The sequence below is a fragment of the Phaeobacter sp. HS011 genome (assembly GCF_018101215.1).
In the GTDB taxonomy this organism is placed as follows: domain Bacteria; phylum Pseudomonadota; class Alphaproteobacteria; order Rhodobacterales; family Rhodobacteraceae; genus Phaeobacter; species Phaeobacter inhibens.
On sequence record NZ_JAGEUF010000006.1, the window covers coordinates 262,374 to 285,049 of the forward strand.

23 protein-coding genes and 1 pseudogene are annotated in these 22,676 nt (G+C 60.5%); 11 read left to right on the top strand and 13 right to left on the bottom strand.

Annotation, left to right across the window (positions count from 1 at the left end; genetic code table 11):
• Window positions 1-105 precede the first annotated feature (105 nt).
• Window positions 106-420: an EthD family reductase gene (locus J4721_RS13755; RefSeq protein ID WP_014873459.1), complete on the top strand. Its 315-nt coding sequence runs from the start codon at window positions 106-108 to the stop codon at window positions 418-420.
• 78 nt (window positions 421-498) lie between these two features.
• Here the strand turns inward: J4721_RS13755 and J4721_RS13760 are convergent, their stop codons facing one another.
• The 4 genes from J4721_RS13760 to J4721_RS13775 are packed head-to-tail and all read right to left on the bottom strand — an operon-like array spanning window position 499 to window position 3,401.
• The gene (locus J4721_RS13760; protein WP_102882952.1) at window positions 499-1,104 is read right to left on the bottom strand and encodes a pyridoxamine 5'-phosphate oxidase family protein; all 606 of its coding nucleotides are present in this window, start codon (window positions 1,102-1,104) and stop codon (window positions 499-501) included.
• Window positions 1,082-1,831: a 1-acyl-sn-glycerol-3-phosphate acyltransferase gene (locus J4721_RS13765; RefSeq protein WP_014873457.1), complete on the bottom strand. Its 750-nt coding sequence runs from the start codon at window positions 1,829-1,831 to the stop codon at window positions 1,082-1,084. Before J4721_RS13765 ends, J4721_RS13760 begins: the two co-directional genes overlap by 23 nt.
• The gene (locus J4721_RS13770; protein ID WP_211002812.1) at window positions 1,828-2,727 is read right to left on the bottom strand and encodes an ABC transporter permease; all 900 of its coding nucleotides are present in this window, start codon (window positions 2,725-2,727) and stop codon (window positions 1,828-1,830) included. The genes J4721_RS13765 and J4721_RS13770 overlap by 4 nt, the downstream gene beginning before the upstream one ends.
• Window positions 2,724-3,401, bottom strand: coding sequence for a cell division ATP-binding protein FtsE (locus J4721_RS13775; RefSeq protein WP_014873455.1), 678 nt, complete (start codon window positions 3,399-3,401; stop codon window positions 2,724-2,726). Before J4721_RS13775 ends, J4721_RS13770 begins: the two co-directional genes overlap by 4 nt.
• Before the next feature lie 218 nt (window positions 3,402-3,619).
• Here J4721_RS13775 and J4721_RS13780 point away from each other — a divergent pair, with 218 nt between their 5' ends.
• On the top strand, window positions 3,620-4,501 hold the full coding sequence (locus J4721_RS13780) for a zinc-ribbon domain-containing protein (RefSeq protein ID WP_027248097.1): 882 nt from the start codon (window positions 3,620-3,622) through the stop codon (window positions 4,499-4,501).
• Window positions 4,502-4,562: 61 nt separating this feature from the next.
• Here J4721_RS13780 and J4721_RS13785 read toward each other — a convergent pair whose 3' ends face one another.
• The 4 genes from J4721_RS13785 to argH all read right to left on the bottom strand — a co-directional run bounded on the left by J4721_RS13785 (window position 4,563) and on the right by argH (window position 10,408).
• Window positions 4,563-7,376: a DUF4175 domain-containing protein gene (locus J4721_RS13785; RefSeq protein ID WP_211002811.1), complete on the bottom strand. Its 2,814-nt coding sequence runs from the start codon at window positions 7,374-7,376 to the stop codon at window positions 4,563-4,565.
• A 52-nt stretch (window positions 7,377-7,428) separates the two neighbouring features.
• Window positions 7,429-8,694, bottom strand: a complete 1,266-nt coding sequence (gene lysA / locus J4721_RS13790) for a diaminopimelate decarboxylase (RefSeq protein WP_211002810.1) — start codon at window positions 8,692-8,694, stop codon at window positions 7,429-7,431.
• Window positions 8,695-8,746: 52 nt separating this feature from the next.
• Window positions 8,747-8,932, bottom strand: a complete 186-nt coding sequence (locus J4721_RS13795) for a hypothetical protein (RefSeq protein WP_014873451.1) — start codon at window positions 8,930-8,932, stop codon at window positions 8,747-8,749.
• 81 nt (window positions 8,933-9,013) lie between these two features.
• On the bottom strand, window positions 9,014-10,408 hold the full coding sequence (argH, locus tag J4721_RS13800) for an argininosuccinate lyase (protein ID WP_198040724.1): 1,395 nt from the start codon (window positions 10,406-10,408) through the stop codon (window positions 9,014-9,016).
• Between the two features lie 22 nt (window positions 10,409-10,430).
• Here argH and J4721_RS13805 point away from each other — a divergent pair, with 22 nt between their 5' ends.
• The 8 genes and pseudogenes from J4721_RS13805 (at window position 10,431) to J4721_RS13840 (ending at window position 17,486) form a co-directional block, all read left to right on the top strand.
• On the top strand, window positions 10,431-10,994 hold the full coding sequence (locus J4721_RS13805; protein ID WP_231739828.1) for a TlpA disulfide reductase family protein: 564 nt from the start codon (window positions 10,431-10,433) through the stop codon (window positions 10,992-10,994).
• A 119-nt stretch (window positions 10,995-11,113) separates the two neighbouring features.
• A complete protein-coding gene (locus J4721_RS13810; RefSeq protein WP_102875381.1) occupies window positions 11,114-11,554 on the top strand; it encodes a hypothetical protein in 441 nt (146 codons plus the stop codon).
• Entirely contained in the window at window positions 11,547-12,476 is a 930-nt protein-coding gene (locus tag J4721_RS13815) for a sterol desaturase family protein (protein WP_211002809.1), read from the top strand. The genes J4721_RS13810 and J4721_RS13815 overlap by 8 nt, the downstream gene beginning before the upstream one ends.
• Window positions 12,477-12,618: 142 nt before the next feature.
• A complete protein-coding gene (locus tag J4721_RS13820) occupies window positions 12,619-13,440 on the top strand; it encodes an EAL domain-containing protein (protein WP_095532405.1) in 822 nt (273 codons plus the stop codon).
• Between the two features lie 298 nt (window positions 13,441-13,738).
• Window positions 13,739-14,914: an acetyl-CoA C-acetyltransferase gene (locus tag J4721_RS13825; RefSeq protein WP_211002808.1), complete on the top strand. Its 1,176-nt coding sequence runs from the start codon at window positions 13,739-13,741 to the stop codon at window positions 14,912-14,914.
• Window positions 14,915-15,119: 205 nt separating this feature from the next.
• Window positions 15,120-15,842, top strand: coding sequence for an acetoacetyl-CoA reductase (phbB, locus tag J4721_RS13830; protein WP_102874891.1), 723 nt, complete (start codon window positions 15,120-15,122; stop codon window positions 15,840-15,842).
• Window positions 15,843-16,177: 335 nt separating this feature from the next.
• Window positions 16,178-17,119, top strand: coding sequence for a transcriptional regulator GcvA (gene gcvA, locus J4721_RS13835; RefSeq protein WP_211002807.1), 942 nt, complete (start codon window positions 16,178-16,180; stop codon window positions 17,117-17,119).
• Window positions 17,116-17,486, top strand: a pseudogene (locus tag J4721_RS13840) (hypothetical protein). Before gcvA ends, J4721_RS13840 begins: the two are co-directional and overlap by 4 nt.
• A gap of 116 nt (window positions 17,487-17,602) precedes the next feature.
• Here J4721_RS13840 and J4721_RS13845 read toward each other — a convergent pair.
• The 3 genes from J4721_RS13845 to J4721_RS13855 form a co-directional block, all read right to left on the bottom strand.
• Window positions 17,603-17,782 carry a YdcH family protein gene (locus J4721_RS13845; protein WP_014873441.1) on the bottom strand — a complete coding sequence of 60 codons (180 nt, stop codon included), beginning with the start codon at window positions 17,780-17,782 and terminating at the stop codon, window positions 17,603-17,605.
• Between the two features lie 156 nt (window positions 17,783-17,938).
• A complete protein-coding gene (locus J4721_RS13850; protein WP_102887803.1) occupies window positions 17,939-18,706 on the bottom strand; it encodes a tRNA1(Val) (adenine(37)-N6)-methyltransferase in 768 nt (255 codons plus the stop codon).
• Window positions 18,706-18,918, bottom strand: coding sequence for a DUF2007 domain-containing protein (locus J4721_RS13855; protein ID WP_024098507.1), 213 nt, complete (start codon window positions 18,916-18,918; stop codon window positions 18,706-18,708). The genes J4721_RS13850 and J4721_RS13855 overlap by 1 nt, the downstream gene beginning before the upstream one ends.
• Window positions 18,919-18,975: 57 nt before the next feature.
• On the opposite strand from J4721_RS13855, the gene J4721_RS13860 reads away from it, so the two are divergent.
• Window positions 18,976-19,974: a polyprenyl synthetase family protein gene (locus tag J4721_RS13860; protein ID WP_211002806.1), complete on the top strand. Its 999-nt coding sequence runs from the start codon at window positions 18,976-18,978 to the stop codon at window positions 19,972-19,974.
• Window positions 19,975-20,049: 75 nt separating this feature from the next.
• Here the strand turns inward: J4721_RS13860 and J4721_RS13865 are convergent, their stop codons facing one another.
• Together J4721_RS13865 and J4721_RS13870 are read right to left on the bottom strand one after the other, a co-directional pair.
• Complete coding sequence (locus J4721_RS13865; protein ID WP_211002805.1) at window positions 20,050-20,886, bottom strand: 4-(cytidine 5'-diphospho)-2-C-methyl-D-erythritol kinase; 837 nt, start codon at window positions 20,884-20,886, stop codon at window positions 20,050-20,052.
• The gene (locus J4721_RS13870; protein ID WP_211002804.1) at window positions 20,876-22,624 is read right to left on the bottom strand and encodes a tetratricopeptide repeat protein; all 1,749 of its coding nucleotides are present in this window, start codon (window positions 22,622-22,624) and stop codon (window positions 20,876-20,878) included. The genes J4721_RS13865 and J4721_RS13870 overlap by 11 nt, the downstream gene beginning before the upstream one ends.
• Window positions 22,625-22,676 lie beyond the last annotated feature (52 nt).

Consider the following 22,676-nt stretch of genomic DNA (forward strand, 5'->3'; position numbering starts at 1 on the left):
CAGGAAACGGGGTACTTTCTGCCGCCGCCTCCTGCTAGATACAGACCCAACACCAAAGCGGTCCACTCATGGTGGGCCGCTTTCTCATGAACCGGAGCCCCTGCCATGACCGTCAGCCTACAAGTGATCTACCCTGCATCCGAAGACGCGACATTTGACTACGACTACTATGAAAAAACCCATCTTCCCCTACTGGAAGAGCACTGGGGCGATATGATGGACACGGTAGAGGCCTCACGCGGGATCGCCAGCGGGCCGGACGTGCCGCCTGCCTTTCTGCTGATCGCGACAATTACCTTCCCGGATATGGAAACGCTCGACACGGCGATGGCGGAGAAAGGCGGGCCGATCATTGATGATGTGGCAAACTTTACCAACATCCGCCCGCAAATCCTTATTGGACAGGTCCTGATGAGCTGATCGGAAACACCTCGCGCCTTAACGGTCGATGTCCTGATGACAGGACAGGGCGCCGGTTTGCCTCCCGACGCCTTGGCTTTACCACATGGTCTTGGCAGCGCGCGGTGCCCAGGCTTCGTCGTAGGCCTTCCCGCCCTCTACTCCGGCGGTCTGCTCGGCAAGGATCTCCCCCATAGTCGGCAGATCCGCGCTTTCATCTTCTGCGGCCCAGGTACGCGCACGCATCAGCGCGCGAGCGCATTGGCTGTAGACCTCGTTGATTTCAATAACAATGACGGTGCGGGGCTGTTTGCCGCTCTTGTCAAACTTGGCGCGCAGATCGGCGTCCGCCGTCACCCGGGCTTCACCGTTCACGCGCACCACGTTGTTCGATCCCGGCACCAGAAACATCAACGAGACACGCGGGTCCCGCACGATATTGCGCAGGCTGTCGATCCGATTATTACCCCGCCAGTCCGGCAGGGCCAGCCTGCCCGGATCCAATTCCAGAACCACCGGACCATCATCGCCACGCGGGCTGTCATCGGTGCCTTCCGGCCCAACCGTGGCCAACATGCATAGCCGCGACGCCATAATCCACTTGCGATAAAGCGGCGTCATCTGCCGTGCCACCTTGCGCAGAGAGGGCGCGCCGGGTGTGCCGTAATGCGCCTCAAGCGCCTCAACCGTGGTGAGAAACTCCATCGATATTATACCCCGCTTCCTGCATCAACTTGTTTGAGTGTGTCTCCACTTCGCGCTCCAGCGTGGCCATGAAGGCATCACGGTCCAGTCCCGGTGCGATCGCAGGCAGGAATTCCACCACGCCCAACCCCGGTTTGCGCATGATACCGGTGCGCGGCCAGAACAAACCCACATTGGTTGCTGCCGGTACGCAAGGCTGCTCCAGCGCTGCATAAAGAACCCCGGTACCGATCTTATAGGGCCGGTCCGCACCGGGTGCGACACGGGTGCCTTGCGGATAGATCACCAGCTGGCCGGGGTCCGCGAACTCTGCCGCGACGTCCTTGACCATGCGGGCAATGGCATTGCCCTTCTTACCGCGGTTGACCGGCACGCACCCCAAACGCTTGGCATAGATGCCTATGATCGGTGTCCACAGCAACTCGCGTTTCATGATGAACTTGGCTGAAGGGGTGGCGTGAAAGATGATCAGAATATCCAGAAAACTCTGATGCTTCGCTGCAATGATCACCTCCTCGGTCGGCACCGGACCTCGCACCTCGGTACGCAGGCCCAGCATCCAGCGGGCGCACCACAACACATAGCCGGCATAGCTGCGACAGGCCACACGTGCACCGCGTGGCGACACCAGAGCCCAAGGTGCAAAAACCAGGCCAAAGATCAGCATCATCACATAGATCTGAACCATAAACACGGCCGAGAGCAGCCATCGAAATGCAGTTTTCACGCCAAATCTCCAAGACGTTTGTTGGCAGCGCGGGTCGTTGCGGCAAAGGCAACGAGCGCACCAAGCAAAGGAATGCACAACGGCAGGAGCCAACTCCAGCCCTGAAAGCCAAGACCGGTCAGAAACCCGCCCTCGCGAGAGGCTTCGGGCATCAGCCAGACCCCCAACATGCCAAGCCCCATGCCAACCCCCGCCCCGAACAGAGCGCGTAGAGTAAAGCGCCGGATAAAGGCCTGTGCGATGTAGGTGTCTAATGCACCAACAAGGCGCAGAACCTCAATCACCTGGGCGTTGGCCGCAAGAGCCGCATTGGCCGCGAGGGTGATCATCGCCGCCGTCGCACCGCCGATGAGCAGAATAGACACCCATGCCAGACGACGCAGCGCTTGCGCCGCATCCACCAAAGGTGCGCGCCAACGGGTATGGTCATCCAGAACGGCACCTGGCACCTCAGCCTGCAGCCGCAGTCGCAGCCCCGCATCATCGTAACCCGGATCACCTTCGATCACCTCAATCAGCTGCGGTATCGGCAGTGTATCCAGCGGCAGCTTGGTCCCGAACCACGGCGTCAGCAGCGCAGCCTGCTCTTCGCGGCTGAGCGCGCGGGCCGAGACGACACCCGGTGTCTGCTCCAGAATGGTCATCGCCACCTCGGTCTGAGCCACGCGTTGCTCGGCAGGCGCGTTGATCCGCAGCGTCGCAGCGCGGGCCAATTCCTCTGCCCAGCGATCCGCCAACCGGCCCGAGGCCAGCGACAAGGCCAGCGCAAAAACCGCGAGAAACGCCATCGCCCCCGACACAAATAATGTCAGCTGGGCGGTAAATCCGCTTGGCGGAACCACGCGGTCAGCCTGAGCATCTCCGGCAATCACATCGCGCATCCGGCCTAGGTTCATAGATCTGCCCCCGCCTGCTGAAGCTGCCGGTTGGAAATCCGCAGTACTCGCGCCTGCACCTGTTTCTTGGCCGCCCGGATCAGCGACAGATCATGGGTGGCCACCAGTACCGTCTTGCCCATATGGTTCAGCTCTACCAGCAATTGCAGCAGTCGCTGCGACATTTCCCAATCCACATTGCCAGTTGGTTCATCCGCGATGATCACCTCGGGTGACAGGATGACCGATCTGGCCAGCGCGGCGCGCTGTCGCTCCCCCCCGGACAGCTCCGGCGGCGTTGCATGCGCCCGCTCCGATAGGCCGACCCAATTCAGCAATTCTCTCAGATTGGCCTCTTCCTGATCAATGTCACGCCCGGACACCGTCAGCGGCAAGGCGATGTTTTCGATTACTGGCAGGTGGTCCAGAAACCGACAATCCTGATGGACCACACCGATACGCCGTCTCAGATAAGCCATCTGATCACGGTCCAAGCCATTGATATCCATATTGAAAGCTCGTGCCCGGCCAGACGTTGGTGTCAATGCGCCGTAACAGAGTTTCAACAGGGTCGTTTTACCTGCCCCGGATGGACCGGTCAGAAAATGGAATGACCCCGGCGCCAGCTGTACTGACACCTCGCTCAGCAGTTCCCCGCCACCGTAATTGTACCCCACATTGTCCAGCTCGATCACGGCGGTCCCCTTTTGGTCACCGGTGTTTTGCCCGACTGTGCGGCCAGTTTCAATGGTCCGCGCTGTTGCCGCGCTGCGCCCTCTGGAAACAGTCCATGCCCGTCGACGCGATTGGCCCTTTCGTGGAAAGGCGGAACTGCCTATGATTATTCAACAATCACACGCCGACAGCCGCCCGGATCCCCCCCGGAGCCACCCCAGGTCCCAAGGAGTGACCCATGCGACTGACATGTCCGAACTGTGCAGCCCAGTATGAGGTGCCGGATGATGTAATCCCTGATGAGGGCCGCGACGTGCAATGTTCCAATTGCGGGCAGACGTGGTTTCAGGCTGGCCGTGCGCTTGACGCAGATGATGCAGAGCGCGCGCCGATCACAGACCCAGAGCTCGCCGATCTGCCACCGGACGCTGTTGAACCCGCGCCCCATGCTCCAGATCAGGATCCGCTGACAGATGATGCAGGCGATGATATCGCCGAAGAGGCCGATCTGCCACCCGATGAGGAGGCGCCTGAAGATCAGGCCTCCGAAGAGGATACAACTGAGGAACCGGCCCCTGACGTCGCGGCCACTGCGCGCGGTCTGGACCCGGCAATCAGCGATATCCTACGCGAAGAGGCTGAGCGTGAAGCCAGCCTGCGTGCCGCCGAAAACAGCACACTGCAAACCCAGACCGATCTGGGGCTTGATTCACTGCCTGAGGAAGAATCGGCCCGACGCGCCCGCGAGGCGCGCGAGCAAATGGCCCGGATGCGCGGCGAGGATCCGCAGCAGCTTGCGACCGCTGAGACGGAATCCCGCCGTGGACTGCTGCCCAATATTGATGAGATCAATTCCACGCTGCGCTCGGGTGAGGGCGCCGCAGCACCAATCGCGCCCCCCATGGATGCGGCACCTCCCAAGAAAAAGCGCAACTTTACCCGCGGCTTTGCCTTTGCCCTGCTGATCGCTCTGGCCCTTGCTATGGCTTATGACAATGCTCCGCTGATCGCACAGAAGCTGCCACAGGCTGATCCCTATCTCAGCACTTATGTCGCCAAGGTGGATGCCGCGCGGTTGTGGCTGGATACGCAGGTGCGCGCCTTTACCGTGCAGCAATAGCGCCGTTGCCGTTGTGCTCAAGCCTAGAAAACGCCCAAACGCAGCGGCCCCACCGACGCTGTCAGAACCGGTCGAGTAACCGCTCAAGGTAGCTGCGTTCGGTTTCGCTACGGCTACGCTCACCGGCCCGGCGGCGGATTTCTTCCAGCAGGTCCCAAGCGCGGCGATAGGCCTGACCCTCGCTGAACTGCCCGTCCGAGACACCGCCGTCGCCCTGCTCACCATTGCGTCGGCCCAGCGGGTCCATACGATTGCCCTGCGCCGAGGTACTGGCGCGCCCCTGCCCCTGCTGCTGTCCGGGCTGTTGCTGTTCTGCCATCGCTTCGCCAAGTGCCCGCATACCTTCGCGCAGCGCCTCCATAGCGTCGGACTGGCGGTCTATGGCCTCTGCCAGGTCTCCCTGTCGCAGCGCGTCCTCAGCACCGTCCATGGCGCGCCCGGCATCATCCAATGCATCTCGCGTCGCCTGATCACCCTCGCCATTGCCCAATGGCAGACCCTCGCGCTGTGCGCGCAGCTGATCCCTGAGGGCTTGCTGGCGATCCGCGAGGGAACTACCAAGTCCGCGACCGCCGCCTGGCTGGGTCGCGTCGTCGCCACCCTGACCTCCTTCGGCATCCGGTGCGCGTTGCCCCTGACCACCTTGGCCAGGTTGCCTCTCTCCGCCAGGATTGCCAGCACCCGGCCGGTCGCCCTGACCGCCTTGATTGCCCTGCCCGCCCTCGTGGGACTGTCCACGGCCCAGACCGCCATTGCGTCCTTCGTTGCCTTCACTTTCGCCACGACGGGCACCGGGGTTGAACTGCTCTTGCAAGTCGCGGAAGGCCTGATCCGACAAGCCCTGCTGTTCGCGCAGGGTATCGGCCAGCCCATCCATGCTTTGCTCACCGGGAGAACCATCCTGCCCCTGCTGCCCCTCGGTCACGCGCATGTTTTCCATCATCTGCTGAAACTCGCGCAGCGCCTGTTCAGCCTCGGCCATGCGGCCCTGTTCCATCAGTTCCTGAATGCGATCCATCATCGCCTGCAAGTCCTGCTGGGTCAGCTGCATAGCGTTCTCATCCGGGGCACCCTGCTGCTCTCCCTGATTACCCTGCTCCTGTGCTTGACGCTGTAACTGGCGCAGATAGTCCTGCGTCGCATCGCGCAACTGCTGCATCAGGCGGGCAATCTCTTCCTCGCTGGCGCCATCACGCATCGCCTGGCTGAGCTGCTCCTGCGCGCGCTCCATTCGTGCCAACGCATCCCCGACATCCCCCTCCTCAAGCTGAATGGCCAGATCCCAGAGCGCGTCAGCAAGGTCGTCCTGCTGGTCCGGACCCAAAGTGCCCGCCGTGCTATGCTGCTCAAGACGTCGCAAAATTGCACGCAGGCGCAGGTAGTCACCGTGGTCGCGAAACACCTCCGCCGGGTAGGTCGACAGGGTACGCAGGATCTGGGCCACCCTTGGCGCATTGGCGCGCGCCCAGAGGAGGTCGCGCCGCTGCTCGGCCACTGCAGCGGCCATAGGATCAAAGAAACGACGGGTCACAAGCGGCGCGCTCAGCGGCTCGGCCTGAGCCTCCTGACCAGCGGCATCCTGTGCAAGCATCCGGTAGGTGACCGGCATATTCGCCCAAGGATGCTTGGCAAAGGTCTCGATCATCTGTTCATCAAACGCACGGCGATCGCCACTTAGTGGCAGCGGCAGATCCAGTACAATCGGGGCACGCGCATCCGGCGTCACCGCCAATCCGTGACGACGATCCAGCGCCTCCATATCCAGCGCAATCTCCACCTGCCCGCCAGCAACGCCGTAGTCATCACTCGCGGTATAGGCCAGCGATGTGGTGTCATCGGATTCAAACGTCGGGTCGCCGATAATGCCAACGCTCGGAGGCAGGTCCTTTAGCAGCGTAACATCCCAACTGCGTCCGCCTGCACCATTGATCGCAAGCGTGCCGTCACGGGTAATGTCAAAACTCTGTTCTGCGGCAGCGGCAGACGGCAGGTCGCCGACACGTCCGGAGATGGTCTCGTCCAGCGTCAGATCGCCGACCTCGCCATAAAATCGCAGGGTTAGGCGGCTGTTCTCCGGCAAGCTCAGCGCGGTCTCAGTCTGATCATTGAGATAGAGCACCGGAAGGCCAGTGTAGCGTGGCGGCTCGATCCAGCCTTCCCACGTCGGCCCCGTGGCAGCCGCAACCGCGCCGGGGGTCATCTCGCCAAGGGTGCCAACACGCCAGATGGAGCCGAACAACAACGCCACCGCCAGCGCCAACATCGCCAGATATCGCAACGCAAACGGGTCCGCACGTGCAACGGAGAGATTGGGTTTCGGAGCTTTGGCCGCCGCGGCGCGGGCCTGCATCCGTTGTTGGTGGGCGTGCCAGAGCGCTTGCGAGGCAGGGTCATCAGATCCAATGGCTTGCGCGTCGAGAACTGCCGCAATCGGATGTCCGGGGACCGTCGCATCCAATCGCGCAAGAGCGTCGGACAGGCGAGGGCGTGTGAACCGCCAGCCCCCAAAACCAAGCGCTGCCACAGCAGCAAGGACGAGTACAACCGCGCCGACCCAGACCAGCTCCACCGGCAGCTGTTCATGGAGGCCAAGCATCATCGCGGCAAGCGCCAGCATCACCAGCGACAACAGGGGCCAATAGGCGCGCACCAGACGTTCAGACAGCAGACCGAGCCATGTCAGTCGCAGGGGCCAGCGCAACCGTGCCAACCGCGGATCTGAGAACTGCAAACCTGATGACGCAGAATCTGGCACCGCGTCGCTGCCGCCTGCCCCCCATGGCAGCCCTACATCTGCCTTACCGCGTCCCGGAGAGCCGGGCGCGGCGGCAGGTATATCGTCAGCCTTGCGGCGGAACTTGGGGGTGTTCACCATGCGGGCGGCGCCTCCGATCAGCCCTGCGCCGCGCCAGATGCCGCGAAACCCGTCAGAGCCACTCGGGGATGGTATCGCGGTTTATCATTTCGTCAAAGTCCGGACGTCGGCGGATAACCGCGAATTGATCCCCGTTCACCAGGACTTCGGGGATGAGCGGGCGCGAATTATATTCGCTGGCCATCACCGCCCCATAAGCGCCTGCACTGCGGAAGGCGACCAGATCCCCAGCCTCAAGTGGCGGCATATCGCGGTGGCGGGCGAAAGTATCGCCGGTTTCGCAGACCGGCCCGACAATATCATAAGCACGCTGCTCGACCCCGGCACTCGGTTCGATGACCGGTACGATATCATGGTATGCCTCGTACATTGCGGGGCGAATCAGATCATTCATCGCACCGTCAATGATCAGGAAATCCCTGTCTTCACCGGATTTCACATAGATCACCTTGCTCACCATGATCCCCGCGTTGCCCGCAATCAGGCGCCCCGGTTCAATCTCGATCTCACACCCAAGGTGGCCCAGTGTGCGCTGCACCATGGCACCATATTCCACCGGCAGCGGCGGTGTATCGTTGGAGCGGGTGTAGGGAATGCCCAAGCCACCGCCGAGATCCAGCCGATGAATGTCATGCCCATCAGCGCGCAACTGTTCGGTCAACTCCGCAACCTTCTGATACGCCAGTTCAAACGGCGCCAACTCGGTCAGCTGGGAACCGATATGAACATCGATGCCAATCACCTTCAGCCCCGGCAGGCTGGCGGCCCGGGCATAGACTTCCCGCGCGCGGGCAATTGGAATGCCGAATTTGTTCTCGGACTTGCCGGTGGCGATCTTTGCGTGGGTTTTGGCGTCCACGTCGGGGTTCACACGCACGGTGATGGGTGCAACCACGCCCAGCTCCAGCGCCACGGCGTTGATCACATCCATTTCCGGCTCGGACTCAACGTTGAACTGGCGGATGCCTCCGCTAAGTGCTGTGCGGATTTCATCCTGCGTCTTACCAACGCCCGAGAACACGATCCTGTCACCCGGAACCCCGGCAGCCTTGGCGCGCAGATATTCGCCCTGGCTCACCACGTCCATTCCGGCTCCGGCCTGTGCCAGCGTTTTTAGGATCGCCTGATTGCTGGCCGCCTTCATCGCGTAACAGACCAGATGATCCATCCCCTTCAGTGCGTCGTTAAAAAGGTGGAAATGGCGCAGCAGCGTTGCGGTGGAGTACAGATAGAACGGGGTGCCCACAGTGGCTGCGATCTCGGCCACCGGCACATCTTCGGCGTAAAGCGCGCCGTCACGATAGAGAAAATGATCCATAGGTCGCGCTTAGACCAGAACCGGGGCGCGGATCAAATGATTCCGCGCTGTATCACACTCCAAGATAGACGCTGAGCGGCCCCTTGTGCAGACCAAGACTGCCCCCCGCGTGTACACCGCTGCTGGAGACGCCGACGCCTGCATTCAGAGAGGGGCGCACCGGTTCGCCGTCAACACCACAGGCCGCAAGACCAGCGCAGGCTGCCAGCGCACATAGGATCAGAACAGGTTTTGCCATGATGACCTCTTTGACATTGGCGTCTTTTCAATTGGACGGCTGCGATCCGGTTTCGACCTCCTGACCGCAACCTTACTGCGGTCAATCGGAGAGGATATCCCGCCAGCGGGCGATCTGCGCGCGTACCTGCGCAGGTGCAGTACCGCCATAAGACATACGCGAGTTTACCGAATTTTCGACACCAAGCACAGAGAAGATGTCCTCGGTGATACCTTCGTGAACGCCCTGCATGTCCGCCAATGTCAGGTCCGGCAGATCGCAGCCGCGGCTCTCGGCCATAGCAACCAACGTACCGGTGACGTGGTGGGCGTCACGGAATGGCACTTTCAGCACCCGCACCATCCAGTCCGCCAGATCGGTGGCGGTGGAGAAGCCGGAGCCGGCTGCGGCTGCCAGCGACTCGCGATTACCGGTCATGTCTTTGACCATGCCCTCCATCGCTGCCAGCGCCAGCATCCAGTTGTCGGCAGCGTCAAACACCTGTTCCTTGTCTTCCTGCATGTCCTTGGAATAGGCCAGCGGCAGACCCTTCATTACCATCATCAGCGCGGTATTGGCACCGAAAATGCGGCCCACCTTGGCGCGGATCAGCTCGGCGGCGTCCGGGTTCTTCTTCTGCGGCATGATGGAGGAGCCGGTGGAGAAACGGTCAGACAGGGTCACAAAACGGAACTGAGCGGAGGACCAGATCACCAGCTCTTCGGCAAAGCGGGAGAGATGCACGGCGCTGATCGACGCCACAGACAGGAACTCCAGCGCAAAGTCGCGGTCGCTGACCGCATCCAGCGAGTTCGCCGCCGGGCGGTCAAAGCCCAGCGCGCTTGCCGTCATTTCCCGGTCGATCGGGAAGGAGGTACCGGCCAGCGCCGCCGCGCCCAGAGGAGATTCGTTCATACGTTTGCGCGCATCGCGCACACGAGACAGATCGCGGCCGAACATTTCCACATAGGCCATCATGTGGTGGCCCCAAGTCACCGGCTGCGCGGTCTGCAGGTGGGTAAAGCCCGGCATCACCCAATCAGCGCCCGCCTCGGCCTGCGACAGAAGCGCGCGGATCAGCGCCAGGAGGCCGCTTTCGGCTGCGTCCAGCTGGTCCCGCACCCAGAGTTTGAAATCCGTCGCCACCTGGTCATTGCGCGACCGGCCCGTGTGCAGACGGCCTGCGGGCTCGCCGATGATGTCTTTCAGGCGGGCCTCCACATTCATGTGGATGTCTTCCAGAGCGGTGGAAAACTGGAAGGTTCCGCCCTCAATCTCTGACAAAACGGTGAGCAGCCCTTCCCGAATGGCCTCGGCATCATTATCCGTAATAACGCCTGTTGCGGCCAACATCGCCGCATGGGCCCTGGAACCTGCGATGTCCTGAGCTGCCATCCGCTTGTCGAACCCGATCGAGGCGTTGATCGCCTCCATGATCGCGTCCGGGCCAGCGGCAAAGCGGCCGCCCCACATCTGGTTCGAGGATTGATCTGTCATGGTGTGGAACCCCGGAGATAATATGCGTCTGTTACGTCAGCTTTCCCTTTATATGGCCCTGACCTTGGGTGCAAATGCCGCCTTGGCCGCCGATCCGGCCGTGCTGGCGGATATGCGACAGGGTGATATGAAAAAATTAGTGCTACATAGCGCCCCAAAACCTGTTTCCAGCGCAGAGTTTCAGCTGGCGGACGGCGCTGGCACCGCGACGTTGGGGGATTACAAAGGTAAGATCGTGCTGCTGAACTTCTGGGCCACCTGGTGCGCGCCCTGCCGCAAGGAGATGCCCCAGCTGTCAGAGCTGCAAGAGGAATTTGGCGGTGACGAGTTCGAGGTGCTAACCCTAGCCACGGGACGCAACTCGCCTGCCGGTATCCAGAAGTTCTTTGACGATACCGGTATCACCAACCTCCCCCGCCATCAGGACCCCCGGCAGGCCGTAGCACGCGAAATGGCGGTGCTGGGTCTGCCGATTACCGTTCTGCTCAACCGCGAGGGCGAGGAAATCGCACGCCTGCGCGGCGATGCTGAATGGAACTCCGACAGTGCCAAAACCATCATCCGGGCGCTGATCGCCTCTGACTGAACCTCAGGGCAATCGTCAGCCGAACTTCCGGCCTGGGAGAGTACTCAGGCCGGTTGACCCAACGCCACCTTTGACAGGACCGCGACCCTGCCGCCAATCTCGGTGGCAGGGAGGATATGATGCCGCTGGAGATCCTGGTCACAATGGTGCTCGTGGGCATTATTGTCATAGCTATTCTGCTTCATTTCACCGGCTGGTCCGCGCCAGTGCTCATGACGCGCGAGACAGCCTCTAAGGCATGGTCCCGCCACGATCCCGACTCAAGGATTCTTGATGCCCGACCAAGCGCCAATGGCCATGCTGCACTGATCGACACGGATAAGGGGCTTGGACTGGTCTGGTGTTTTGGCGCCGATACGATCGCACGCCCGCTTGCTGAGTGCAGCCTTGTAGATCACGCCCAAGGGCTCCGGATTCGATTCGCCGATTTCGCTACCCCATCGGTGCTGCTGCGCCTGTCCGATAAAGAACGCGAGGACTGGCGCAGCCAGATCCTGGCTGCGAGCAGGTCCCCACAGCCCCCGGCCGCCACAGAACAGAGAGAACAGACACATGCCTGATACGATCTCATACCCTGATGTCACCCAATGGGCCGTTCCCTTTTTCATCGCGGCCATTTTGGCGGAGTTTCTCTGGATCGCGATCAAACGACGGGGCGGGCGCTACGAAACCCGTGATGCTGTCACCTCTCTGGTAATGGGGGCGGGCAGCGTTGCCTCCGGCATTGCGCTCGGTTTCATCGCCTGGGCGTTTTTCATGCTGCTGTGGCAGATCACGCCGCTGGACCTCGGCACTTCGGTCTGGGTGATTGCACTGTGTTTTATTCTTGATGACCTGCGCTACTACTGGGTGCATCGTTTTGGGCATCGGGTGCGCTGGGTCTGGGCCAGCCATGTCAATCATCACTCCAGCCAGCACTACAACCTGACCACAGCGTTGCGGCAGACCTGGACCGGCACCTTTACCTTCATGATGGTGGTACGCGCGCCTCTGGTGCTTCTGGGGTTCCACCCGGCCATGGTGCTTTTCGTCGGGGGGATTAATCTGGTCTATCAGTTCTGGATCCACACCGAAGCAATTGGACGTATGCCGCGCTGGTTCGAGGCGGTGATGAACACGCCCAGTCACCACCGCGCCCATCATGGACGCAATCCACGCTATCTCGATTGCAACTATGCCGGCGTCTTCATCGTCTGGGACAAGGTGTTTGGTACCTTCGTTCCCGAACAGGACCACGACCGCCCGGATTACGGTCTGGTCCACAACATTGGCACCTTCAATCCGCTGCGTGTGGCTTTTCACGAATGGGTCAGTATTTTCAAGGACATGACACAACCCGGCCTGACGCCACGACAGCGGCTTCTCTACGCAGTCGCGCCACCTGGTTACAGCCACGATGGCAGCCGTGACAGCTCAGAGACGATCCGCGCCAAACATCTGCAGCGCCATCCCGAGGACATTGGCAGCGCCGGATTCGACTAGACCTGAGCGCTGCCTCTCAATTTGGGTAAAATTCTCCCTTTAATCCAAGCGCAACGCTTTTGCGTCAAAGTGCAGCCTGATCCATATTGATCAGATTACGCCAGTGCCAAGGGATATACCCGTGAAGAAGAAGCAAAAGGTCATGGCCGACATGCCGGAAGGCGGGGAAAACCCGCTGACCTCTGCGGTCGTCTCGCGCGATCGGTCGACCCTCGACATGGTCAGCGATGCTATTCGCCACAATCAGACCATGCTCGCCTATCAGCCCATCATGCAGGCCATGCCGCCACAGGGGGTTGCCTTCTATGAGGGGTATATCCGTGTTCTCGACTCGACGGGTCGTGTGATCCCCGCACGCGACTTCATGCCATTGGTTGAGGATAAAGAGGAAGGCCGCGAACTGGATTGCCTTGCACTGGAACATGGCCTGAAGGCGCTCGCGCGCAGCCCCAATATCCGGCTCTCCATCAACATGTCAGCGCGATCTATCGGCTATCGACGCTGGATGCGGGTTCTGGAGCGGCACCTGAAGAAAGATCTCACGCTGGGTGAGCGGTTGATGCTTGAGATCAACGAAGCGTCTGCGATGGCTACGCCTGAACTTGTGATCGATTTCATTGACCGGATGCAGAAACATGGCATCGCCTTCGCGCTTGATAACTTTGGTGCGGGAGCAACCGCCGTCAGTTATTTCCGCCAATTCTTCTTCGATGCGGTTAAAATTGACGGGCAGTTCGTGCGCCGCATCCATGCCAGCCACGACAATCAGGCAGTTGTCCGTGCATTGGTCGGGATCGCCAAGCAATTTGACATGCTTGTGGTTGCCGAATCCGTCGAAAGCCCGGCCGATGCAGAATTCCTGATCTCGATTGGGGTTGATTGTCTGCAAGGCTATCTGTTCGGCGCCCCCTCCGTCAGCCCGCCGTGGCTGGAAGAGCTGCGGGAAAACAGCCGCGCCTCTTGAACGCCGCCAACCTGTTATCCACCACCTAGTCAGAATTGGCCGATTCTCGCTCCGGGTGGGATCGCCTCAAGGCCGCGTTGAATTGATTGCTTGGCAAATGCACGGGCCTGCCACAATATATTCCCCATAGTATTGATTGACACAGGCTCTCCCTGTGGGACACCTTGCGCGTGCTGCACCTGCAGCGAGATACACAGCCTGTCTCAGAAAAGGCAGGGGATCCCGGTTGCTGCGGCTGCGAAGAAGTGGACTGCTCAGTTGGCCTCCCGGGACTATGAATGGCAGAGGACCCTAACTGATGACTAATGTAGTAATTGCATCCGCCGCACGCACCGCCGTCGGCAGCTTTGGTGGCGCATTCGCCAAGACCCCCGCACATGACCTCGGCGCTGCGGTGCTGCAAGCTGTTGTCGAACGCGCCGGGATCGACAAATCCGAAGTCTCAGAGACCATTCTGGGCCAAGTGCTGACTGCAGCGCAGGGGCAGAACCCAGCCCGCCAGGCACATATCAACGCTGGGCTCCCTCAGGAATCCGCGGCTTGGAGCCTCAACCAGGTCTGCGGATCGGGGCTGCGGGCCGTGGCATTGGCTGCACAGCACATTCAGTTGGGCGACGCTGCCATCGTCTGCGCGGGCGGTCAGGAAAATATGACACTCTCGCCGCATGCTGCAAATCTTCGTGCTGGTCACAAGATGGGCGATATGAGCTATATCGATACCATGATCCGCGATGGCCTTTGGGACGCTTTCAACGGCTACCATATGGGCCAGACCGCTGAGAATGTTGCTGAAAAATGGCAGATCTCCCGCGAGATGCAGGATGAATTCGCCGTTGCCAGCCAGAACAAGGCCGAAGCGGCACAGAAGGCGGGCAAATTCACCGATGAAATCGCAGCCTTCACCGTCAAGACCCGTAAGGGCGATATCATTGTGGATCAGGATGAATACATCCGCCATGGTGCTACGATCGAAGCCATGCAAAAACTGCGCCCCGCCTTCGCCAAGGATGGTTCGGTCACCGCCGCCAATGCCTCCGGCCTCAATGATGGTGCCGCCGCTACTCTGCTGATGAGTGCGGATGACGCCGAAAAGCGCGGCATAGAGCCTCTGGCGCGGATTGCCTCCTATGCCACCGCGGGGCTGGATCCGTCGATCATGGGTGTCGGCCCGATCTACGCCTCCCGTAAGGCACTGGAAAAGGCCGGCTGGTCAGTTGATGATCTTGATCTGGTCGAGGCGAACGAAGCCTTCGCAGCCCAGGCCTGCGCGGTGAACAAGGATATGGGCTGGGATCCGGCAATCGTGAACGTCAACGGCGGCGCCATCGCCATTGGTCACCCGATTGGGGCCTCTGGTTGCCGGGTTCTCAATACGCTGCTGTTCGAAATGAAGCGGCGCGACGCAAAGAAAGGGCTGGCAACCCTTTGCATTGGTGGCGGCATGGGTGTCGCAATGTGCGTGGAGCGCCCCTGAGGCGCAGACTGCTGGTCATATCAAGGGCGCCCCTGTGGCGCCCTTTTCTATCTCTGGTGTATTTTGCGATGGCTTTGCGGAGGAGGCGACGCGACGTCCAACTCAATATCGATCTGAGACACACCCTTTTGCGACGCAATATAATTGCGTATTTCAAAACAAAATAGTAGCAAGATTACCAAGCTAAATAACGGAGGATTTTTCCATGGCACGTAACGCACTCGTCACCGGCGGCTCTCGCGGCATCGGCGCCGCAATTTCTCAGGCGCTGAAGGCGGAGGGTTACACGGTAGCGGCGACCTATGCCGGCAATGATGAGGCAGCCGCGAAGTTCACCGAAGAGACCGGCATCAAAACCTACAAATGGGACGTTGCCAGCTATGAGGATAGTGCCGCCGGCATCGCCAAGGTCGAAGCGGATATCGGCCCCATCGACATCGTGGTCGCCAATGCCGGCATCACTCGCGACGCCCCGTTCCACAAGATGACGCCGGACCAATGGCAGCAGGTGATCGACACCAATCTCACCGGTGTGTTTAACACCGTACACCCGATCTGGCCCGGTATGCGTGAGCGCAAGTTTGGCCGTGTTATCGTGATTTCTTCAATCAACGGGCAAAAGGGTCAGTTTGCTCAGGTGAACTACGCCGCAACCAAAGCCGGTGACCTTGGCATTGTGAAATCCCTGGCTCAAGAAGGCGCGCGCGCAGGCATCACCGCCAACGCCATCTGCCCCGGCTATATCGCTACTGAGATGGTGATGGCCGTTCCCGAGAAAGTCCGCGAATCGATCATCGGCCAGATTCCGGCAGGTCGCTTGGGTGAACCCGAAGAAATCGCCCGCTGTGTCGCCTTCCTCGCCTCAGAGGATTCAGGCTTTATCAACGGATCAACCATCTCCGCAAACGGCGCGCAGTTCTTCGTCTAAGGCCCACAAAGCCAAAAAACGGCAAGGGCCGACCCTACGGGTCGGCCCTTTTCCAATCCCGTAAGGACATGCGCGCTACGCCCAGCGGGAAATTCCTGCACCCACACGGCCAGTACGGCGGGATGCAAATAGACGAGCCCAGAGCGCCCGAAGGACCTGACCGCGTTCTTCATGCGCGCGCTGCATGGCCAGTTTCACGGTACTATTGGCAGAATATTCCATCGTTTCGGCCTCCATTCAGATCAGTGTTGCTAACTTGACCTCAATATGGCCCTTTCTTGCAAAAGCGACAAACGAGACTTTTCGCGGCTTCAGTTAAGTAATACTTATGTCGGATGTCGGACCGTCTTCCCCCACTGACCGCCTTACGTGCCTTTGAGGCGGCCGCGCGCCACATGTCCTTCGCTAGGGCGGCGCAGGAGCTCAACGTGACTCCCGCTGCGCTATCGTTCCAGATAAAATCACTTGAAGAGCATCTGGGCACGCCTGTGTTTCGTCGGCTAAACCGCGCAGTCGAGTTGACCGCCGCCGGAGCCGCCCTGGCACCAGGAACCTCTGATGGGTTTCAGGCCCTAACCGCTGCATGGCGCACGGCCCTACGCCTGCAAGACGACGGTGCCTTGACGGTCACGGCAGGCCCTGCCTTCACTGCGAAATGGCTGGCCCCCCGGTTCTATGAATTTGCCCGCGCCCATCCGGAGATTGATCTTCGGTTCTCCGCCAGCCTGCGCCGGGTAGACCTGATACGCGACGATGTGGATGTCGCCATCCGCTTTGGCTATGGCCCCTACCCGGATGTCTATTCTATGCCGCTTCCGGTCGAATGGGTCATGCCAGTGATGACGCCGGAAATCGCCAGGCAATACCCCACTGTCGCCGCGCTGAAGGATGCGCCGCTGATCCATGATGATTCACTGAATTTCATGTCACCACTGCTCGATTGGGCAGCTTGGTTCAAGATGATGGGCGAAGAGTTCACCCCGATGCATGGCGCGCGCTTCAGCAACGCAGATCACGCGGTAGACGCGGCTTTGGCCGGTGCCGGAGTGGCCCTAGGGAGGCGGGCGCTGGTGGTGAAGGATATCGCCGAAGGGCGATTGGTAACGCCATTCAGGACGGCACTTACCGGCAAGGCCCGCTTTAGCTTTCTGTGCCAAAAAGGAGCCGAGAACCGGCCCCAAATCGTCGCCTTTCGCGACTGGATACTCGCCGAGATTGAAAAGACGGCTGGGGTATCCGAAGGCTTGACTGTTGTCTCGGTGGACAGCTTTACATGAGTAGAAATCGCGCAACCGCTATCGGATTTGTCGCCGTGCTGCTCTGGGCTCTGCTGGCAGTTTTTACCGTTGGCACGGCCCCGACACCGCCGCTGCTGTTGAATGCGCTATGCTTCAGCATTGACAGCTCACTGGGACTGGTCTGGTGTTGGGACCTGTTGGTCTGGCGTTCTATGTATGGGACATCGGTGTGAAGCAGGGCGACACCCCGTTGCTTGGCACCAGCTCTTATGCCGCACCGCTTCTCTCAACCTTGCTCCTGGTGCTGGTAGGGATTGCCCCTGCCACTTGGACGCTGGCCGTCGCAGCCTGCTTGATTACGGGCGGAGCCGTTCTCGCCGCCCGCGCCAACCGAGGGCATTCATAGCGGTGCAAACAAAAAGGGGCCATCAGCCCCGCTGATGACCCCTCACATCCAACTTTCAAGCTCCCGATACAGCCGCAGCGGTGAGACCGCAGGTCATATAGGAGCAAAGGCGCTCCTCAGACAGCAAGCTCTTCCGTCGAGAGGCGTTCAATTTCTTCTTTCAGCTTTAGTTTCTGCTTCTTCATCGACGCGATACTTAGCCCGTCTGTGGCGGGCGAACGTTGGGCGTGTTCAACTTCCATGCTCAGATGCTCATGCTTCTTCTTTAGTTCGGTGAGATGCGAGCTGAGGCTCATGTCATTCCTCCTTCTTTGAGCGTGTTGCGTACAAAGTGAGTGGAACACAAGATTATTGCCCTGTCACGCTGCAGAAGCATATATTTTGTTATGAAACCGTCATTTCGGCATGGACCCGCCGAGCGGGGTCCGATTTTTGCGAATCATCCGGAAGTATCATCGAGGCCAGGGCAGCGCACACCCGTTGCGAAGGGCCGCCCGAATATCGGGACGGTAGCTCTCGGCATCACACAGATGCGCCTCACCATCATGCAGGATCATCGGCGCATGCAGCTTGAAACCCGCACGTCCGCCCTTGCGCGCGCGCAGCAACACAAGCTCCGCGCTCCGGCCCACACGGGCGGCCAAGGGCAGAACCTCAAGCGATCCCAGACGCCCCAGACAGGCCTCCAGCATTTCCGGTAGGCGATCAGCCCGCTGGATCATATGGAGATATCCTTTGTGGCAGAGACGCCGCGCGGCCGTGTCGAACCAGACGCTCAGTTCGGTTGCTCCACCAAGCGCGATTTGCCGCCCAACATCCTGCGCGGGGCTGTGTGCACCTGCACGATAATAGGGCGGGTTGGCGATCACCTGGTCAAATTGCTGTTGCCGTAAATCCGCTGGCAACGCCGCCAGATCCGCCTCAACCACGGTCATATCGACCGAGTTCAGCGCGGCATTGCGTCGCGCCAGATCCGCATAGTCGGCTTGCAGTTCCACACCGGTCAGGTCCAGGTCCGGCACCCGTGCCGCCAGGCACAAAAGCCCGGGCCCACCACCGCAGCCCAGCTCCAGCACCCTATCGCCGGGGCGAGCAGGGACAGCAGCGGCCAGCAATACCGGATCTACACCCGCGCGATATCCCTGTATTGGCTGCAACAGCTGCACTTGCCCGCCCAGGAACGCGTCCTGACTAAGCGCCGCGTCATCAAAGCCGGGCATCAGCGCAACGGGATGTCATTATCGCGCATCACGCGCTCAGCAGCTGCATGATCATCGCTGCGCACCATCAACCTGCGGGGGAAGATTCCGATGCCGCCTTCAAGGATGCTCATATTTACGTCCATTTGAAAGCAGTCTATATCCTCACCCTCAAGAAGGGCGGTGGCAAAGGCCATGATGGTTGGGTCGGTGCTGCGCAAAAGTTCCTTCATAGGGATGGATCTAAGGGCAAGGCCCGCGCCTTGTCGAGCCTTGCAAGCGGGAAAACGATGAATCAAATCCTGACGCAAAAGCCGCATGATATGCTGGCCGCGACACTCAGCGACGAAATGGCAGCGGTGAATACGCTGATCCAGACCCGGATGGCGTCCAAACACGCCCCGCGCATTCCCGAAGTAACGGCGCATCTTGTTGAGGCCGGCGGCAAACGCCTGCGCCCGATGCTGACGCTCGCGGCAGCGCGCCTCTGTGGATACAGCGGCGACAACCATGTGAAACTGGCGGCCACTGTGGAGTTCATCCACACAGCCACCCTGCTACATGACGATGTGGTCGACGAAAGCGGCCAGCGGCGTGGCCGACCGACGGCCAACCTCCTCTGGGACAACAAAAGCTCGGTCCTGGTGGGAGATTACCTGTTTGCCCGCAGCTTTCAGTTGATGGTGGAAACGGGATCGTTGCGGGTTCTCGATATCCTCGCCAATGCGTCTGCCACTATTGCCGAAGGCGAAGTCCTGCAGATGACTGCAGCCAGTGATCTGGCCACGGACGAGGAGATCTATCTTCAGGTTGTGCGGGGCAAAACCGCAGCTTTGTTTTCAGCAGCCACGCAGGCAGGTGGTGTTGTGGCCAATGCGTCCGAAACACAGATTGATGCACTGTTTGCCTATGGCGATGCGCTCGGCATTGCCTTTCAGATCGCCGATGATCTTCTGGATTATCAAGGCAATAGCGCCGTGACGGGCAAGAACGTCGGTGATGATTTCCGCGAACGCAAGCTGACCCTGCCGGTGATCAAAGCCGTGGCACAGGCCACCGCTAAGGAGCGCGGATTCTGGGTCCGAACTATTGAGAAGGGGCGTCAGGATGAGGGCGATCTGGATCACGCATTGGCTCTGATGGACAAATACGACACCTTGACCGCAACCCGCCACGACGCCATGGATTGGGTGGCAAAGGCACAGGACGCATTGACCGCACTACCCGATGATCCCATCCGCCAGATGCTGCATGATCTGGCCGACTACGTTGTGGCCCGGCTCGCCTGATATCTGAAAAATAAAGTGGCGTTTCCGCCAAGACGAAGCCAGCGCCCATGCGCTGGCTTTTTCACTATCAGAGCATCAGGCCAGCAGACGCCCCGCGCGAACCCACCAGTCAGCATGTGCCGCCCGCAGCTGGTCTGCGGCGGCCTGTGCCTCTGCATCTGTTGAGTAGAGACCATAGCAGGTCGCGCCCGATCCGGACATCGCGTGATACAGGGGGTCCGTCCCAGACAATGCCTCCAGAACCGTTCCGATCACAGGCTCCAACCGCATAGCTGGCGGCTGCAGATCGTTGCGCTGAGTCTTAAGCCATGCTGCCAGATCGCCAACAGAGTCCCAGGTAGGAAGCTCGGCAGGCATGGCCGGATTGTCCCGTTTGCCCATGGCGCGAAAAATCGCGGGCGTGGCCACGGACACGCCGGGGTTGATGAGCACAATCGCGCAGTCTGGCAACGGTGTCAGACCGTCCAAGCGCTCCCCTATCCCACGCATCCGCTGCGTGCTCGGCGACATACAGACCGGCACATCGGCCCCTAGCGGAAGCACATCCTGCGTGCCCGGCAGGGGCAGCCCCCAAAAGCCAGACAGCGCCCGGAGAGTCGCCGCCGCATCAGAGGACCCCCCACCGATACCCGACGAAGGCGGCAGGTTTTTCTCCAGTGACAACGCCGCCCCGCGCGCAGGATCCATCAGCGCTGCGGCCTGCATCATCAGATTGCTGTCATCAACCGGCACGCCTACTGCCATCGGCCCAGTCACCTGCAGCGATCGCTCATCCGCTGCAGCAACCGTGATCCGGTCTCCGATATCGGCAAAAACCACCAGCGAATCAAGAAGATGATAGCCATCCGCGCGCTGGCCGGTCACATGCAGGGTCAGATTGATCTTGGCAGGGGCAAATGCCTCAACCGTCATGAGCAACCTTCAAAGGCGCTGCCCCCTCTTCCGCGAGCACCGCATCTAGCCCAGTTTCCAGCTTGCGACGAATACGATCAGGGTCAGCCTCGCTGTCGGTATCCTCCGGGTCGATGAAAGACAGCGCCCGCTTCCATTGGAATTCAGCCTCACGGGCCCGGCCAACAGCCCAGTAGACATCGCCGAGGTGATCGTTGACCACCGGGTCCACCGGCATCAGCTCAACGGCAGTCTCCATATGGCCAACGGCCTCTTCATAGCGTCCCAGCCGATAGAGCACCCAACCAAGGCTATCGACGATATAGCCCGCATCAGGCCGTGCCGCGACAGCGCGCTCAATCATCGAGAGGGCCTCATCCAGCTTGATCTGCTTTTCCACCAACGAATAACCAAGATAGTTCAGCACCTGAGGTTGATCGGGACGAATTTCCAAAGCTGCACGGAAATCGGCCTCCGCCTGCTCCCAGTTCTTCAGTCGCTCATGGCAGATCCCGCGAGCATAGAGCAGGAACCAGCGCCCCTCGACGCTATCATCCATCAGATCCAGCGCGGTATCATAGGCGGCGACTGCGCCGCCATAATCTTCCTGCTGGCGCAGCAGGTCACCCAGATTGGTGTGAACCGGCACTTCCTTCGGGAAATCGCGCGCCAACTGCTGCAACACCTCTGCGGCGGCATCGGGCTTGGCTGCACGGCGCAGTGCCTCAGCCCGCCCCAGTTCAGCGGCGTGATAATCGGGATGATCGCGTGGCACCTGTTTGTAGAGGTCGATCGACAGGGTATAGCGGCCCAGTTGGTCGAACAGCTCTGCCGCGAGCAGCAGCGCATCCACGTGATCCTCACGCAGGGCCGCAGCGACGCGCGCATACATCAGCACATAGTCATCCGCCATCTCACCATTGAGTGCCGCACCCATGGTGAAAAACACTTCGGCAATGCCCTGTTGCGGTGTAGCAGCCAGCGCATACGGCAGGGTTTCGTCATTCTGCAGCCGTTCAGAAAGGGCCGCAAGGCCGGGATCCAGCTGCCCACTGAAGGCCTCGGAGAGAACCTCCAACGCCTTATCGTTGCGGCCCAGCTGCGACAGGATCTCAAGCCGTGCAATCACGGCTCGGCGCGAGGTATTGGTCAGCTGCCCCTCATCAGCGGCAAAGAGCGCCTCCGCCCCCTCATAATCGCCAACAGATGCAAGCGCCAAGGCGCGGTGATAGCGGGCAAAGAGGCCAAGACCCTCCTTTTCGCCCAGCTGGTCGAACTGCGCCAGCGCATCACTTACCGATCCGGCCCCAAGATAAGCCCAGCCCAACAGCAGCCCATCAACCAACGCGTTAATTTCATACTGTCCGTCTGGCTGCGAGGTCACACGCTCAATGATGGCCGGGTAGTCCTCAGCCATCACCAGACTGGCGGTCATGACAATATTGGCAACCTGACTGCGCGCGCCCATTTCGGACAGGCGTTCCGCCACCGGCGCTGCCCCTTTGATGTCGCCCAACGCCAGCCGGGCAAAGACCACATGCTCCATCAGCAGCGGGTTCTGCGGATCGCGTACCAGCGCCCGATTATAATAGTCGGCGGAGGCTTGAAAATCGCTGTCCAATGTCGCCGCCCGCGCTGCCAGATACGCCCCAGCAAGCCCGTCTGCATGCGCCGCATCGGCCTGCAACAACATCGGCAGGGTGGTCGTCGCGGCAAGAGCCGCCGCACATGTCAGGCTGCGAAAGAATCGGACGGGCACGGGGGGCCTCCTCTGTGGTGACTGGTCAATATCTGCCTCGCCACAAAGCGTA